The 14287-nt window shown below is 44.7% G+C and carries 10 protein-coding genes and 1 pseudogene; 1 reads left to right on the top strand and 10 read right to left on the bottom strand.

What is annotated here, in order from left to right; genetic code table 11:
• Positions 1 to 32: 32 nt before the first annotated feature.
• The 4 genes from PaeBR_RS12930 to PaeBR_RS12915 are packed head-to-tail and all read right to left on the bottom strand — an operon-like array spanning position 33 to position 8289.
• On the bottom strand, positions 33 to 3161 hold the full coding sequence (locus tag PaeBR_RS12930) for a glycosyltransferase (RefSeq protein WP_410511000.1): 3129 nt from the start codon (positions 3159 to 3161) through the stop codon (positions 33 to 35).
• Positions 3148 to 4719, bottom strand: a complete 1572-nt coding sequence (locus PaeBR_RS12925) for a glycosyltransferase (protein ID WP_410515172.1) — start codon at positions 4717 to 4719, stop codon at positions 3148 to 3150. Before PaeBR_RS12925 ends, PaeBR_RS12930 begins: the two co-directional genes overlap by 14 nt.
• Positions 4720 to 4744: 25 nt before the next feature.
• The gene (locus tag PaeBR_RS12920; RefSeq protein WP_410510999.1) at positions 4745 to 6340 is read right to left on the bottom strand and encodes a glycosyltransferase; all 1596 of its coding nucleotides are present in this window, start codon (positions 6338 to 6340) and stop codon (positions 4745 to 4747) included.
• Positions 6337 to 8289 carry a hypothetical protein gene (locus PaeBR_RS12915; protein ID WP_410510998.1) on the bottom strand — a complete coding sequence of 651 codons (1953 nt, stop codon included), beginning with the start codon at positions 8287 to 8289 and terminating at the stop codon, positions 6337 to 6339. Before PaeBR_RS12915 ends, PaeBR_RS12920 begins: the two co-directional genes overlap by 4 nt.
• 193 nt (positions 8290 to 8482) lie before the next feature.
• Here PaeBR_RS12915 and PaeBR_RS12910 point away from each other — a divergent pair, with 193 nt between their 5' ends.
• Positions 8483 to 9184, top strand: a complete 702-nt coding sequence (locus tag PaeBR_RS12910) for a DUF6385 domain-containing protein (RefSeq protein WP_410510997.1) — start codon at positions 8483 to 8485, stop codon at positions 9182 to 9184.
• 149 nt (positions 9185 to 9333) lie between these two features.
• Here the strand turns inward: PaeBR_RS12910 and PaeBR_RS12905 are convergent, their stop codons facing one another.
• From PaeBR_RS12905 to PaeBR_RS12880, 6 genes and pseudogenes are all read right to left on the bottom strand, one after another.
• Positions 9334 to 10329 (bottom strand): glycosyltransferase family 10 domain-containing protein, encoded by a 996-nt coding sequence (locus PaeBR_RS12905; protein ID WP_410510996.1) that lies wholly within the window; start codon positions 10327 to 10329, stop codon positions 9334 to 9336.
• Positions 10326 to 11513, bottom strand: a complete 1188-nt coding sequence (locus PaeBR_RS12900; RefSeq protein ID WP_410510995.1) for a DegT/DnrJ/EryC1/StrS family aminotransferase — start codon at positions 11511 to 11513, stop codon at positions 10326 to 10328. The genes PaeBR_RS12905 and PaeBR_RS12900 overlap by 4 nt, the downstream gene beginning before the upstream one ends.
• Positions 11510 to 12442 (bottom strand): GDP-L-fucose synthase family protein, encoded by a 933-nt coding sequence (locus PaeBR_RS12895; RefSeq protein WP_410510994.1) that lies wholly within the window; start codon positions 12440 to 12442, stop codon positions 11510 to 11512. Before PaeBR_RS12895 ends, PaeBR_RS12900 begins: the two co-directional genes overlap by 4 nt.
• Before the next feature lie 54 nt (positions 12443 to 12496).
• Positions 12497 to 13612: a GDP-mannose 4,6-dehydratase gene (gmd, locus tag PaeBR_RS12890; RefSeq protein ID WP_410510993.1), complete on the bottom strand. Its 1116-nt coding sequence runs from the start codon at positions 13610 to 13612 to the stop codon at positions 12497 to 12499.
• Between the two features lie 59 nt (positions 13613 to 13671).
• Positions 13672 to 14043: pseudogene (locus PaeBR_RS12885) on the bottom strand (LD-carboxypeptidase); the annotation flags it as partial.
• A complete protein-coding gene (locus PaeBR_RS12880; protein ID WP_410515171.1) occupies positions 13998 to 14237 on the bottom strand; it encodes an LD-carboxypeptidase in 240 nt (79 codons plus the stop codon). The gene PaeBR_RS12880 and the pseudogene PaeBR_RS12885, both read right to left, overlap by 46 nt.
• Between the last annotated feature and the right edge of the window lie 50 nt (positions 14238 to 14287).

The following is a 14287-nucleotide window of genomic DNA, read 5'->3' as shown; positions in this document are numbered from 1 at the left end:
CTCTCTTTCCCGCTTTTAGAGGTATTTATGCCTTAAAGGCTTCCCAACTTTTCTTGTAGACGATGCGATCCCGGATGGAATTGAATTCCCAACTGTAACGATTCTTTAGCGTATTGAAGGGTAATGCCGTACCGGATTCTCCAGTTTTGAATGAGTTGCTCAGAAGCTTGGGTAAATCCGGGATTGACATCTAACGCTAATGTAAAATACCGAGTAGATTGTTCCCATTGGCCCGCCTCACGATGAACTAACCCTAGTCCGTAATAGGCATGGTAGGTAGCTACACCTTCAAAACTGGAATATAGATAGGGTGCCGCACCCATGGCAATGCATGTTTCAAAGTGGTGAGTGGCTTGACTCCACTTTCCCTGTTCGAAAGCGCACATCGCGAATACGTAATGCAGATCGGTAAATTCCGGAAAATGGGCGATCCCGATATTCAGCGTCTGTTCGCAAGCTTCGTATTCTTGTAAAGTCAAATAACAATGCGTTAGCTTATTTAAACTATCGGCATATTGGGGATGTTCAGGGGTCCATTGAAATAGGGAGGATTGAAATTGGATGGCTGCCTCACGAAACTGATTTTGCAGCATATATTCCACACCCAAATAGTATCGATAAAGGGGCGATTCCTGCTGATGCAATTGCTTTTGAATGAGTGCCATATTTCTGATTGATTTTTGCTTTTTCTCGATGACTTCCGTTTTGTAACCATCATGATGAATCACAATGTCAACAGTTTCAACTCGATTCCCCCGTTCCCAAAAGCGTTGCAAAGGAATATGCTCATGAATGATCCCTTCAAATCGATATTCCGGTTTGTTTCTAAACATCGAAAGTCTACGGTCAATAATTGTATGCGTATCGTCAATCGTACTGTTGATAGTCAGAAAATAACCATCAATATCGGGGTTTTGAACCAATTCCCGCAGCCCTTCGCAAGCCTCAGGCTCCAGCCATTCGTCCGCATCCAAGACCAGAATCCATTTCGAGGTTGCTAATTCCAGAGCTGTGTTGCGTGCAATGGAAAAATCGCCATTCCATGTCATTTGAGTAACCTTAGCTCCGTATTGTTCCGCTATCACAACCGTTTTGTCCTCCGAGCCCGTGTCGATAATAATGATTTCATCGACTAAGCTGGATAGGTTTTGCAACGAAGTGGGCAGGCACTCTTCTTCATTTTTAACGATCATACAGAGGCTGATGCTCTCCCGATTCCGTTTCGGAACTGAGGAGCTTCGTTCCAATTGAGTAGTTTCCAAATAATATTGGTATGAAATTCGCGACGAACCAAGCATCGCCTTGATATGATCCGGGAATTTGTGCAATATTCCCTGATATTCCTGCCAAGCTTGGCCGTATCTGCCTAATGAATGGTCAATTTCCGCTTTGAGCACAGCTGCTTCCAAACTCGGGTTTCCCCGATCATCCCATAAGTGCAGCCAGCGTTCTGCTTCCGCTGCATTTCCTTCCTTTACCAACAACTTTGCAAATAGGATCAGATTTTCTTCGTGGTGCCACTGCTTTGGAATAACAGAATATATCCTAGAAATCCAGTCGAATTTTTTTAAATGAACAAAGATTTCCGTTAAACTGAGAAGCGCCTCCTCCTCCTTGTCGGATAAAATCCATTCGGCCCTTTCATCGGAGTCCGATTTCCCTTCCAAGATGCGACTCACTTTCGTGCACATTTCAATTTCATAGGGGGCGAATCGATTTGCTTGACGAAGGATGTCCAAGGTATTTAACGATTCCGAATAATCCCCGCATAACCAGTAGTAGATACACTTGAAAAATGATGCTCTTACATATTTCTGGCTATATTCGGGGATCTGATTGAACATGCCGTAAGCCTGCTGCAGGTCACCGCAAAAAAACAAACATTGTGCCTTTAAGAGGTACAGATTTTCTGGTAAAGATGGGCTGAGCCGTTCATATTGATGAAGAAAAACCAGCGCCATTCCGAAGGCACCCGCACTCGAAAAAGCTTCAGCAAAGTACTGATTGGCAATGGGAATATTCAAGTCAAACTGTCTTCTCAATAAAGTTGCTATTTCTTCATTCGTTTTCGATTTGACCAGTTCGGCAGCGATAGCATGAACTGCGGGAACATAAGACGTGTTGCATTGCAGGGCATCGAAATAAGCTTCTAGCGCATTCTCGCTCTCCTCAATCTCGGAATACATGAAGCCGATTCGATAATGGGCTGTGTAGGACCCGCTTCCACTCATCGAACTGTATGTCACAGGCGGTTCGCCCTGATCGATGCAGGCACGGTAAGCCTGAATCGCCTCCATGATCTTCCCTTCCTGCTCAAGCGTTTCGGCTCGAAGAAAGTAAAGATCGGTGTAATCGGGATACAGCTTTATTGCTTCCTCTATTTCTTCGTAGACGCGCTCGTATTGACCCAATTCCTGGAATGCAATAATCTTTTTCTTCAACATTTCCGAAGGGGGTTTAATCCCCATCTCCAAATAGAGCTGCTCCGAACGCTCAAATGCCTCTACGGCCAAGTCGTAATCCCCCGCGCGCAAATGCTCCGTACCGAGGTAAAAATAGGTAAGCGCCGAAGGATTTTGTGCCAATTCTCCTTCCAATAACGTACGGTTTCGTGAAATTTTCTTCTTCGCTTCAACCTCTGTGTTCAAATATCCGTAGTGCTGCATGCGGATATCACAATAGTTAATCCTAGCGCCATCCAAATGTAAGGCTTCATGAATTTTTCCAGTAAAACGGAAGTGCGGTTCGTTTTTTATCAATCGGGGCTGCAGCATGCGAACATAAAGCCCGCCGCCTTCTCCGAAATAACTGAGTGTATCGAAAAAGAAACAATCGGTTTCGGTTTCATGCAGCAGTTCCCTAACGAGAGGCCGGTCCTCTGGATGAAGCTCGTCATCCGCATCCATCAATAGAATCCAATCGCCAGTCGCATGTTCGATCGCAACATTTTTCGCCAAGCTGAAATCATCCTGCCATGGGAAATGAAACACCTTGGCCCCCAAAGATTCCGCGATTTCCACCGTAGCGTCAACAGAGCCGGTATCCACAACGATCATCTCATCCATGATATCCTTCACACTTTGAAGAGCACGCCCAATGTTAAATTGCTCATCTCTGGCAATCATCACCATACTAAGTCGCTGCTTTTCATTGCCCGACATATTTGATGGCCTCCTCTATTTTCGCAAGCTCTATGGATAGAGACCTAACTTCTGGAAACCGTCTTACACCTTCTGAAAGAATATCCTTCGAATCCTCAAGGAATAAGAGCGATAGCTTGGAAAATACAGCTTCATCCGCATTCAATTGCACAAAAATTTCCTTAGCTTTTTCATGCTCATTTTGATATTTATAACATGCGTAAAGATGAAGTCTTGCCTCGACGTAATAAAGACTTGAGACAGGAATTTCGCTCAACTGCTGAATAGCTTCTTCATAGGCGCCACGTTTACGATAACAGCCTCCGAGCAAGTAGCGGAACTGGTAATTGGGATCATGATTTACCATCTCGGCCATATATTTTTCAGCGGCCTCATACCTTCTAAGGCTCAATAAAATATCCGCAATCACAGGGTATTTATCTTTTTTCGGCTGTGGCATGATCGTTTCCAAATATTCACCAATCCATATGGCAGACTGTCGATTCAGTTGGATAGCCGCTATTTCATAAAGGGGCGCAGAACGCGCGGGAAATAATTGATACGATTTTTCATAGGCGCTAACTGCTTCCTTAACTTTCCCCATTGATCGATAGGCAAGGCCAAGCGCGTAGTAGGATTTATACCCCCCAATCCCTTTACTGACCACATAATTCAGTCCTATCGGATCACCCATGGCAATGCATTTAGAAAAGTCGGAAACCGCTGTTGAATGATCTCCTCGTTGATGATGAATCACACCACTTAAATAAACGAGGTCGGTATAGTCAGGGTACAACCCGATCCCTTCCTCTACAACAGACATCGCCTGATCCCACAGCCCCAATTCCATTAACACAGTCGTATAAGCTTGAAGACATCGCGGTGCCCATGGCAGCTTTGGATCGAGCATTTTCATTGCCTCGGCGAAGTGGACAACGGCTTGTTCCCTTTCATTCTGTCGCCGGTACTCAACCCCCATGTAGAAACGGAGAAAGCCATTGTCAGGTTCGCGTTTAATCGCTTCTAGGGTTATCTCCCGATTTCTTTTCCCTTTATCCTTTGCATCGGAAATTTCCTTCAGGTATCCGTAATGTTTAATGCGCACATCGGCGGATTTAATAATGGCATTCGGATTCCTTCTGTAGATGGAAGGAATCACCTGTTCGTGGATTAATCCCTCATAAACATATTCGGGGCGATTTCGAAACAAACGTATGAATGAAGATACTTCTTCCTCGACAACATTCTGATCGTTAAGCAGACTAATGATCGGAAGAATATAGCCCTCCGCTTTGGGATCGCTCATTAGTTTTCGCAATTTCCCTTTATCTTCTGCAACCAGTTCTTCGTCACCATCCAAACGAATGATCCATTCTCCTTTAGCTTCCCTGAGCGACCTGTTAATGGGCTTGGAGAAATTCTGTTCCCAAGGCTCCTGAATTACGATAGCCCCAGCTTGCTCAGCAATCTGAATCGTACGATCCGTGGAGCCTGTATCGACAATGATAATCTCATCCACCAATTCTTTAACGCTTTCCAAACATCTTGGCAAGAAAAGCTCTTCATTTCTAACCACCATGCATAATGACAGTTTTGGCTTTTTCTTATCCATGGGTTATCACCTCGCGCAGCTGTCGAAGCAGCTCCGACAACTTATTGTTGTTATTTTTCTTTAACCCTTCTTCTAGCCTTAGAGCTGCCTCCTGCATAAAACATAGAGCCAGTTCACGGTATAAAGCCGCATCCCCATGTCTTCGCAGCAGCTTGATTGCCATGGTTTCATCCCCCAAGAACCAATACGCCGCTGAGCGCATCACCAAAGAGCGGCGGAAGTAGATGCTGTCTTCCGGCACCACAGCCAGCCGCTCGATAGACTCGCTATATTTACCAAGTGCAATCAGATAGCTTCCTGCCAAGATTAAAACTTCCCACCGGGCTGGCTCTATGGCCAATATACGATCCACATAGCAAAGAGCGGCGTCCAATCGGTTCAACTCCATGAAAATTTGGTTCAGGAATTGTAACCCGTCTATCGTTTCTGGAGAAGTCCATTGTTCGAAGAGCTGCTGTACGTCCCGAACATTTCCGCCCTCCTTCAGAAGCAAGGCCCCCATTCGTACATAGGATTCTTTTCTGCTTGCATTGGACTCAATCGATTTTTTATACTGTTCTACCGCTTTGTAATCGTTGTTTTTAATTTCAAACGTCCGGCCCAGGGCAAAATGCAGTTCGCCTGCTTCGATTTCGGGACCAAGCCCGCTCGACCGGTTATGCTGGTCCACTTCCAAGCTATGCATATAGGAACCAACTGCCCGGTCCAATTTGCCCATTTTCTCGAAAATTCTCGCTTGCAAATAATAAAGCTCAGCACTCTCTTTATATAGGAGAATACCTTTAACCAAGGCTTCAAGAGCCTCGCTTGTTTGACCGGCAGCTTCTAAAGCCACGGCCAGCAATTTGTACATGCGCGGTCCCCACATGGCCCTGGGATCGCTTAATTCTGTGGCGATTCGCAAATGTTTGATTGCTTCCTGGATGTCTGTTGAACCCGGGTTTTCTTGTCCAAGATATGCTTGCGCCACACAAAACCGGAGAAAACCATCATCAGGCCGTTTGTTCAATTCCGCTAACGTCATCTCCAGATTACGTGCCGATTTATTTTTCTTCTTCATAATTTCGCTTGTGTAACCAACATGCAATATTCGGATGCCTGTACGATGAAATTGAGCCTGTGGATTAGCGGTAAGGATCGATGAACCGATTTGTTCATGAAAGCTGCCTACGAAATAATGGTCAGGGTGATTGTGGAACAATCGCAGCACATAATCCCTCTCCACGCTTTGCGGCATCTTATTTTCGATCGTTAATAAATAACCGGAGGCAGCAGAAGCAGCAAGCAGTGGCCGCAGTAATCCCCGGTCTTCCGGATGAATTTCTTCATCCGCATCGAGAAACAAAATCCACTCACCCCGGGCCCTTTCCAGGGATACATTTCGAGCTCTGGAAAAATCATGGTCCCACCTGTATGGGTAAACTCTGGCACCCATCGATTTGGCTATCTCCACGGTATTGTCCGTGGAGCCTGTATCAATCACAATAATTTCATCAACAACCCCTGCTACACTGTTGAGACAGCGTGGAAGCATTTCTTCCTCGTCCTTGACGATCATACATAAACTTAGTAATACGTTCTGATTCATCCAAGCTGCAGCTCCTTTGCCGCTTGATAATAACGCTTCAGCGATTCATCCAAGGGATAATCTCGTATTCCCATGCTTGTAATTGTCAATGCCCATTCCCGAAGGATGTCAATATATTGGATATATCTTTGCGGTGACGTCATCGTATGGCCCAAATAGAGGCTTAGCCATTGTGCGGCCTCGTATTCCTTTTTTTGCTTCTTTTTGGAGCGCATGAACAGAAGCCCCATTTTTTCATGCTCCGGGTCATACTCAAGGACCTTGAAGGCAAACCGGTCTACATAGCTATATTGTCCGTATTCGTAGAACAATTCACATAAGGCGGTGTACAAATAGCGCTTATTTTCCAATAATGGTATAAGGGCTTCGATGAGATCCATCCGGTTTGATTGAAGAAAACAACGGATGATGTTTTTAAATTCCTCCTCGATCTTGATAAAATCTTGCTCCCCCAGATCTATAACAGCTTCTTGTTCCCCCGATAAGAAATGATGGATCGCCATATACATAGCAGCGTAAGGAGATCCCGGATAAGACGGATGGCTTTGCAAGTGCGTGAGATACTCCTTAGCCTTGAGCCAATCTGACAAAATCCAGTATGCCAGGCACGTTCGCAGTAAAGCCAGAACATAGAGAGGGCTCTGCTCTGAAATTTTTCCAAAAGACAAGATCGCATCCTTGGGGCTGCCCATCATCAGCATACTGTCAGCAATCACCATCATTGCGGCATCCCTTTGCGATAGCGACGAGCGCCATGCACTTTCCGCCGCATCTTTAGCTTCCTTATATAAGTGTTCCTCAAATAAAATATGGGCCCGGAGCAACTGGTGTTTCCCGCCTTGTTCGTCAATCCTTTGATCCAGCAGCACCAGCAATTGCGGCTCACCGTCCCGCGCATGCACTAACCGAGCGCTCGCATAGAGAGAATCTGTGAAGTTCCGGTTTAACACATAGCTTTTTTCATAGTACAAAATAGCCTGATCGATAAGTCCTTTTGCCTCGCTTATTAATCCAAGTGCGTACCATGCCTTACTTCGAATTGTTTCCGGTTCCGATACATAGTCATCCGATAAGGACACGAATTGAAGGCAATGATGCAACAATTCCTCTGCGGCATCAAATTCATCAAGAAGAAATAATAAATGGCCTTTTATCAAATATAGGCCGACATCATGAGGATGTTTCTTCAAGCCATTGTTGATGCAATCCAACGCTTCTTTAATCAGGCCATTTTCTTCCAACGCCTTTGAGCTCCATTGATAGAGCAATCCTTCATATCTGAGCGGCAAGCATTCTTCCATTCTGAGTTCTTCCCAAAGCCGTTTCGCTTCCGTCAGTAAGCCGCAGTTCGCTAGCTGGACTGACAAATGAAATCTTTCCATAGAATCGGCCAACCAAAAGTTTTCGCCATAGCCTTGAACGATATCTGAGGCTCTTGATTGGCATTCCAGCACGCCGGGTTGAAAGATAGGGGTGGTTACGAGTTTGGCTTTATTCTCAAGATCAAGAGGCAAGCAGCAAACGAAATGACCCTGATATCGATTGTCTGCCCGATTTCTAAACAATCTTGTTTCGAACGGAACGGTGTAGTTTGTTCCCGAACGATCCTCTATAGGGAAGTAAAAGCCTTCTTCCTCAAAACGATTAGCCAACATTTGCAATTTGTAGATTTCTTGTCCGACGAGCGTTTCCGTTGCATCCAGCCGCAAAATCCATAAGCCTTGTGCCTGATCCATTGCTTTATTTAAGGCTTCCGATCTGGATAAGCCGGCACTCTCCATCCATTTAACTCCCCATTGATCAATCTCTTTTTGCGAATATTTATAAGGTAGCGATGAGACTACAATGATTTCATCTACAACCGCTTCGCATTGTTGAATGAATAAAGGGAAGGTTTCCATTACTTTATGATCCTCTACAAGTACGATGGCAGAGATTTGTAATGTCATTATTTCATATGCCTCCATTCATTCCTAACCTATATATATGTATATGTGCAAGGAAAGGTCTTGCTACATGGAAACATTTATTGTTCAAACAAATAGGTTACTGAGTATTTTCCTATACCTTCTCCATAAATCCCAATCAGATTGTCTCTGAACAGCATAAACCAATACTGAGTATAAGAGAGGAGGTAAAGAAATGAGGGTTTTTACTGAAACATCTGCTGATTTTATCGCTAGTGTCACAAACCTGACTGCCGCCTGCCTATTAGTCAACTCCGTTACCACAAATCTGACTTCCGCTTGTTTACTTGTGCAAGCGACTCAAGCTACTGCAGGCTGCTTGCTCTCTCAAGTCAGCCAACCGGTCGCAGCAAGTTTACTTTCCCAAGTCAGCCAAGCTACAGCCGCAAGCTTGCTCGCTCAAGTCAGCCAACCGGTTGCAGCAAGTTTACTTTCCCAAGTCAGCCAAGCTACAGCCGCAAGCTTGCTCGCTCAAGTCAGCCAACCGGTTGCAGCAAGCTTGCTTTCCCAAGTCAGCAACGCTACCGCAGCTTGTCTTGTAGTACTTCTTGGAGATCTGGGTACTAGCGACACTGCTCCTGTATCCCATACGATAGCAAGTGCAACGCTGACTCCCTCCGTCACAAGAAGCGTCATCACTTTGTCACAGTACGCTATCAGTGTATCGAACTCTTGCGAAACGGGTCTCGTCATTCAACTGCAACTCAGTCCCGATAACGTCAACTGGACCAACGATTCGGGAACCAGACTTATTGCTGCAAGTACTGCAGGCATTCTTGCACCTAGCAAGTTCACCAAATACGCCAGAATTCAATATGCTGCGCAAACTGCGGCATGTACCGTTACCTTCAACGAATTTTTCCAGGGACAGGTATAGGAGCAGCCCCATAATCGCCGTTACTAGGCCTATTGGCCTGATAACGGCGATTTCTTTTTCAGTCAACGACAAAAGCGAAGCCACACGGCCTCTTGGGGCATCCGTGCAGCTTCGCTCTAACCGCGGCTGGCTCTGTACAATGTATATCCTCACGCACGATCAAGTGCAATAATCCGATCAACAACCGCTGCGCCGAATGCTTCCTTGGAAAACCTTTCGGTGTACAGACTGCTTTTTAGGTACCGATCAATTTGCTCCAAATAAGCATGATACTGTTCCTCGGTTATCTGCTTTAAGTAAGCATACAGCTTCTCATAATCGTTAAACTTTCGGAAATCGATAAACGCACCTTCCGGCACATAGTCTGTTATGTTATATGCTCCAAGATAGACAGGTACGCAGCCTGCCCGGAAGCAGTCGAATATTTTCTCTGTGATATATCCGTTCACTTGAGTCATATTTTCAAAGCAGATGGCATACTTATACTTGCTCAAAATATCGCCTTTTTCTTTAATCGTTCCCCGGTAAGAGGGAAAATCCACCGGATTCCAAGCTATGCCGAATAAATCGAAATCTTCGGGATGATTCGTCTCGAAAAAATGGATCGCTTTGCGCCTTTCCGAATAAAGCTCTAGCGGATGTGTGGACGAACGGTTGCCGTTAATCATTATGCTGAACTTTTTTTCAGAAAAGGCAAGGCCTTGATACCGTCTATCCGGCTGAGCATAGTGAATTTTAACGTATTTGTCGTGGTCCACAATATCGTCATACCAAGTAAAGATCGTTTGAAAGTATGTGTGGTATTCGGAATTCCAATTCAGCTCATTCACCACAGGAGGCTCCCACAAAAATAATAGCATTTTCTTTTTAAAGCTTTCCTTTTTCATGTATTGCAAAAAATAAAATGGTCCCAGCGACGAAATGAATGACGGCATATCAAAAAAAAGCAAATATTCACAAGTCATAACATCGCCTTGATCGATGGTTTGAAGGTGATAGTCCAGGCTAGCAAGGATCTCCTTTAAATAAGAGAGATGAAGAAGGCAATCGTCGCGATTATATCCCGAATCCAGCCGAAATACGACGTTATCCCGGTTCATCTCGTCGTATACGTTATGCAACAAAATCGTTTTCTTCTTGCTCATGAGCTTCCACCTTGCTCCAATTGATTCAATACCCGGCATAATCCAGAAATTTGTTCATTAATATCATAGTGATGATTTCCTACAAAAAAGCCATGTCGATGAATATATTCAGCGTTTTCTATATTCCCATGAATTTCATAGTCAAACCGCTTGACCACTTCATTGCGTGTAAAATTACCTGCGACAATGGGTCGGCATTCAATCCCGTTTTGCTGCAAATGGGTAATTACCTTTTTCCGGTCGAATGGCGCTTCACTTTTCAACAACAAGGAAAAACCGAACCAACTGCTCATTCCAATCTCCTTCTGAATCATAAACAGCGGATGATCCTTCAACCTATGTTGAAATAAGGCCGCATTTTCCCTACGGACACGAAGAAACTCAGGCAGCTTATTCAACTGTTCCAGGCCAATGGCACTGTTTATCTCCATCGGACGGACATTATATCCTGGAAGGACGAAATGGTACGATTCATCGAACGGATCGTCGCTTTTCGTCCCGCAAACATGGTTTTCCCTTGGAAGGTTCCGCGTCCAGCCATGCGCCCTAAGACTGAGCAGGATATGATAAAGCTCCTCATCGTCAGTAGTAATCATTCCTCCTTCCATCGTGGACATATGATGGCTGAAAAAGAAGCTGAACGTGCCCATCACTCCGAACGTACCTGTCTGCTTCCCATCATATTCGGCTCCCAGCGATTCACAATTATCTTCCAACAGAACAATATTCCGGTTACCGACGATCTGCTTGATACTGTGAAAATCATTTGGATTACCCAATAAATTTACGATCATAATCATACGAGTATGCTCGGTGACAGCCTCTTTCAGCGCAACGAGGTCATAGTTCAGCGTATGTCGGTCAATATCAACAAATTTTAGCTTTAATCCATATTGGTATAACGGATAATACGTAGTGGCCCACGAAACGGCAGGTACGATTACTTCGTTCCCCGCTTTAAGAGCCCCATTTTTTTTATAAAATAACGCCGCAACAGCAAGAAGATTTGCCGATGATCCGGAATTAACCATGATACCGAATTTGTTTCCGACATATCCTGAGAACTCCACTTCAAACTGTGAGGTATAGCGCCCCATCGTGTACATTCCGCTATCTAAAACTTTTTCAACCGCCGTACGTTCGGACTCATCCCAAGTGCTGCTGGCTAAAGGATAACGAATCACGAATTTTCATCCCCTTCCAAATAAAAAGCGTAGGTATGTCGTATCCCCTCTTCTAATGTAGTACTGGGGTTCCAGCCCCAGCTTGTTTGTTTTGTGATCGAAACCACCTTCTGTCTCATTCCAACCGGCTTAATTACATCATGGATAAATTCCCCATCATAACCGATAACATCGGCGATGATTCGATAGTACTCATTAATGGAATAGTCTGTTCCCATTCCTACATTCATTATGGAAGGCAGCCTGTCAAAACAAGCAATAGCCCGGATCAAGCAATCCGCGAGATCGCCAGCATACATAAACTCTCTTCTGGCTTGACCGTCTCCCCAAATTTCCACTTGTCGGGTCCCTTTGATTTTAGCTTCATGAATCTTTCGGATTGCTGCAGGAATCATATGCGAACGGTTAGGAGCAAACTTATCCCAGCGGCCATATAAATTGCAAGGAATTAACGTTTTATACTGATACTCCGGATCTTCACGATGGATATATTCACAAAGCTTCGCGATTGTTATTTTAGCCAGTGCGTAGCCCTCATTCGTCGATTCCAATTCCCCTGACAACATCATTTCTTCGCGCAAAGGATTCGGAGCAAGCTTCGGATACATGCAAGAGCTTCCAAGGTTGATCATTTTTTTTATTCCACCTTGTTTTGCTGCTGCGACGACATTGCGGCCCATATCCAAATTCTCTATCAAAAAGCGGACAGGCTGATCTATATTCGCTTGGATTCCCCCCACAGTACCGGCGGCATGAATAATCAAATCCGGCTTATGCGTCTCGATGTACCGCTTCACATTCGGATAATCAAGCAGATTCAGTTCGCTTCTGGTTGGGGTCAGCCATTTGGATGAAATCTCCTTTAGTTCCGGATGTTCCAGAATATTTTTCCCAACCAAGCCCGCTGCCCCGGTAAGCAGGATTTGCATTGCTTATTTCCTCCCTAGCGTTTTTCAAATAATCCCTCTCTTTGTAAGCATTCGCTACTCAAATTCCTGGATGAAGGAATAGCCACCTTTTCGCAAATATTCCGATTTCTTTGCCTCTTGTAAATCATGCCTCACCATATCTTTGACAAGGGATTTTAAATCGAATTTAAGAGACCACCCAAGCTTTTGCTTCGCCTTAGACGGGTCCCCAAGTAAAATATCAACTTCAGTGGGTCTGTAGTAACGCGGATCAACGGATACCACCTCTTTACCGACGGCAAGCTGGAAATCGGGATGACAGCAGCTTTTTACGTACCCTTTTTCCTGTTTCTCCTTCCCTTTAAACTCGATTTCGATGCCGAGCTCGCCAAAGGCCAGACGGACGAAATCCCTCACCTTCGTTGTTATCCCAGTGGCAATAACCAAGTCCTCAGGCTGCTTTTGTTGCAGCATCAACCACATTGCTTCCACGTAATCCTTCGCATGGCCCCAGTCTCTTTTGGCATTCAAATTCCCCAAATAAAGCTGCTGCTGAAGTCCTAAAGCAATTCTTGCCACAGCTCTAGAAATTTTTCGAGTAACAAAGGTTTCGCCTCTAACTGGACTTTCGTGATTAAACAAAATACCATTGCAGGCAAACATGTCATATGCTTCGCGATAATTAACAGTAATCCAGTAAGCGTATAATTTCGCCGCAGCATAGGGACTTCTGGGATAAAAAGGGGTTTTTTCATTTTGTGGCACACACTGTACAAGCCCGTAAAGCTCTGAGGTAGCAGCCTGATATACTTTGGTTTTCCCAATAAGTCCAAGAATTCGAACAGCCTCCAAAATCCGGAGCGTACCAAGTCCATCTACGTTTGCCGTATATTCCGGTGTTTCAAAACTAACGTGGACGTGACTCATCGCAGCTAAATTGTAAATTTCATCAGGCTTTATTTCATGAATAAGCCGAATAATATTACTAGAATCGGTCATATCCCCGTGATGCAGCAATAATCGAACGTCATCCTCATGCGGATCTTGAAATAAATGATTAATCCTATCCGTATTAAAAAGGGAACTCCTCCGTTTTAATCCATGGACAATGTAGCCTTTATCAAGTAGCAGTTCAGCAAGATAAGAACCGTCTTGTCCTGTAATTCCAGTGATCAAAGCTACTTTGCTCATACGTACCTCCATTACATCTCCTTTATGTAATAAGGTATGATCGCAGGCAAGTAAAGGAACTAATGATTTAACCCAATTCTTAATGAATCCGATGATTCACCAATCCTCAACTCCACTGTCTCTTCAAATGCCTTCACCCCAGCCGTTCCACCTACAGGAAAAGTAATGAGCGGTGAGGTATGCCCAAAGTTCACATCGGCAATGACGGGAATGTGCTCAAGTTCCTTTTTGGTTTGTATGATCGTACGCAGCAATTCCCGTGTCATCTGTGAAGCCCGTTGAAATCTGCCGATCACGAGTCCCTTTACATGTACAAAACCTGGCTGGTGAATCAGTGATTGCAGGTCTCGATCAAAGGTTTTCGGATGAGATTCATAATCATCTTCTACAAAGAGGATGGAGTCTTCCAGGCTCGGCATAAACTCCGTTCCCTATTGGCAGCGATTAAAGAGCAGTCGAGCTTACGCAGTAATTGGCTGCAATTATGTCCCCCTAAGGTGGTCAATATCCCCTTTACATTGGGGTCTCTGAAAGCACTATGTATATCCTGAGTCCTGGAGTTTGCCCATGATGAATCAAAATACCAACCTTGCCATGTGCAAAAAGAGGATGCCGCAGCAGCCATTTCCATGGCTCTGTAGGACATCCTCTCTTCGATGCTTGCGGAGCAAGCCT

Source organism: Paenibacillus sp. BR2-3, from assembly GCF_046529485.1.
In the GTDB taxonomy this organism is placed as follows: Bacteria; Bacillota; Bacilli; order Paenibacillales; family Paenibacillaceae; genus Paenibacillus_AQ.
Note: the sequence above shows the minus strand (reverse complement) of the source record. Positions and strands in the feature narration are given on the sequence as shown.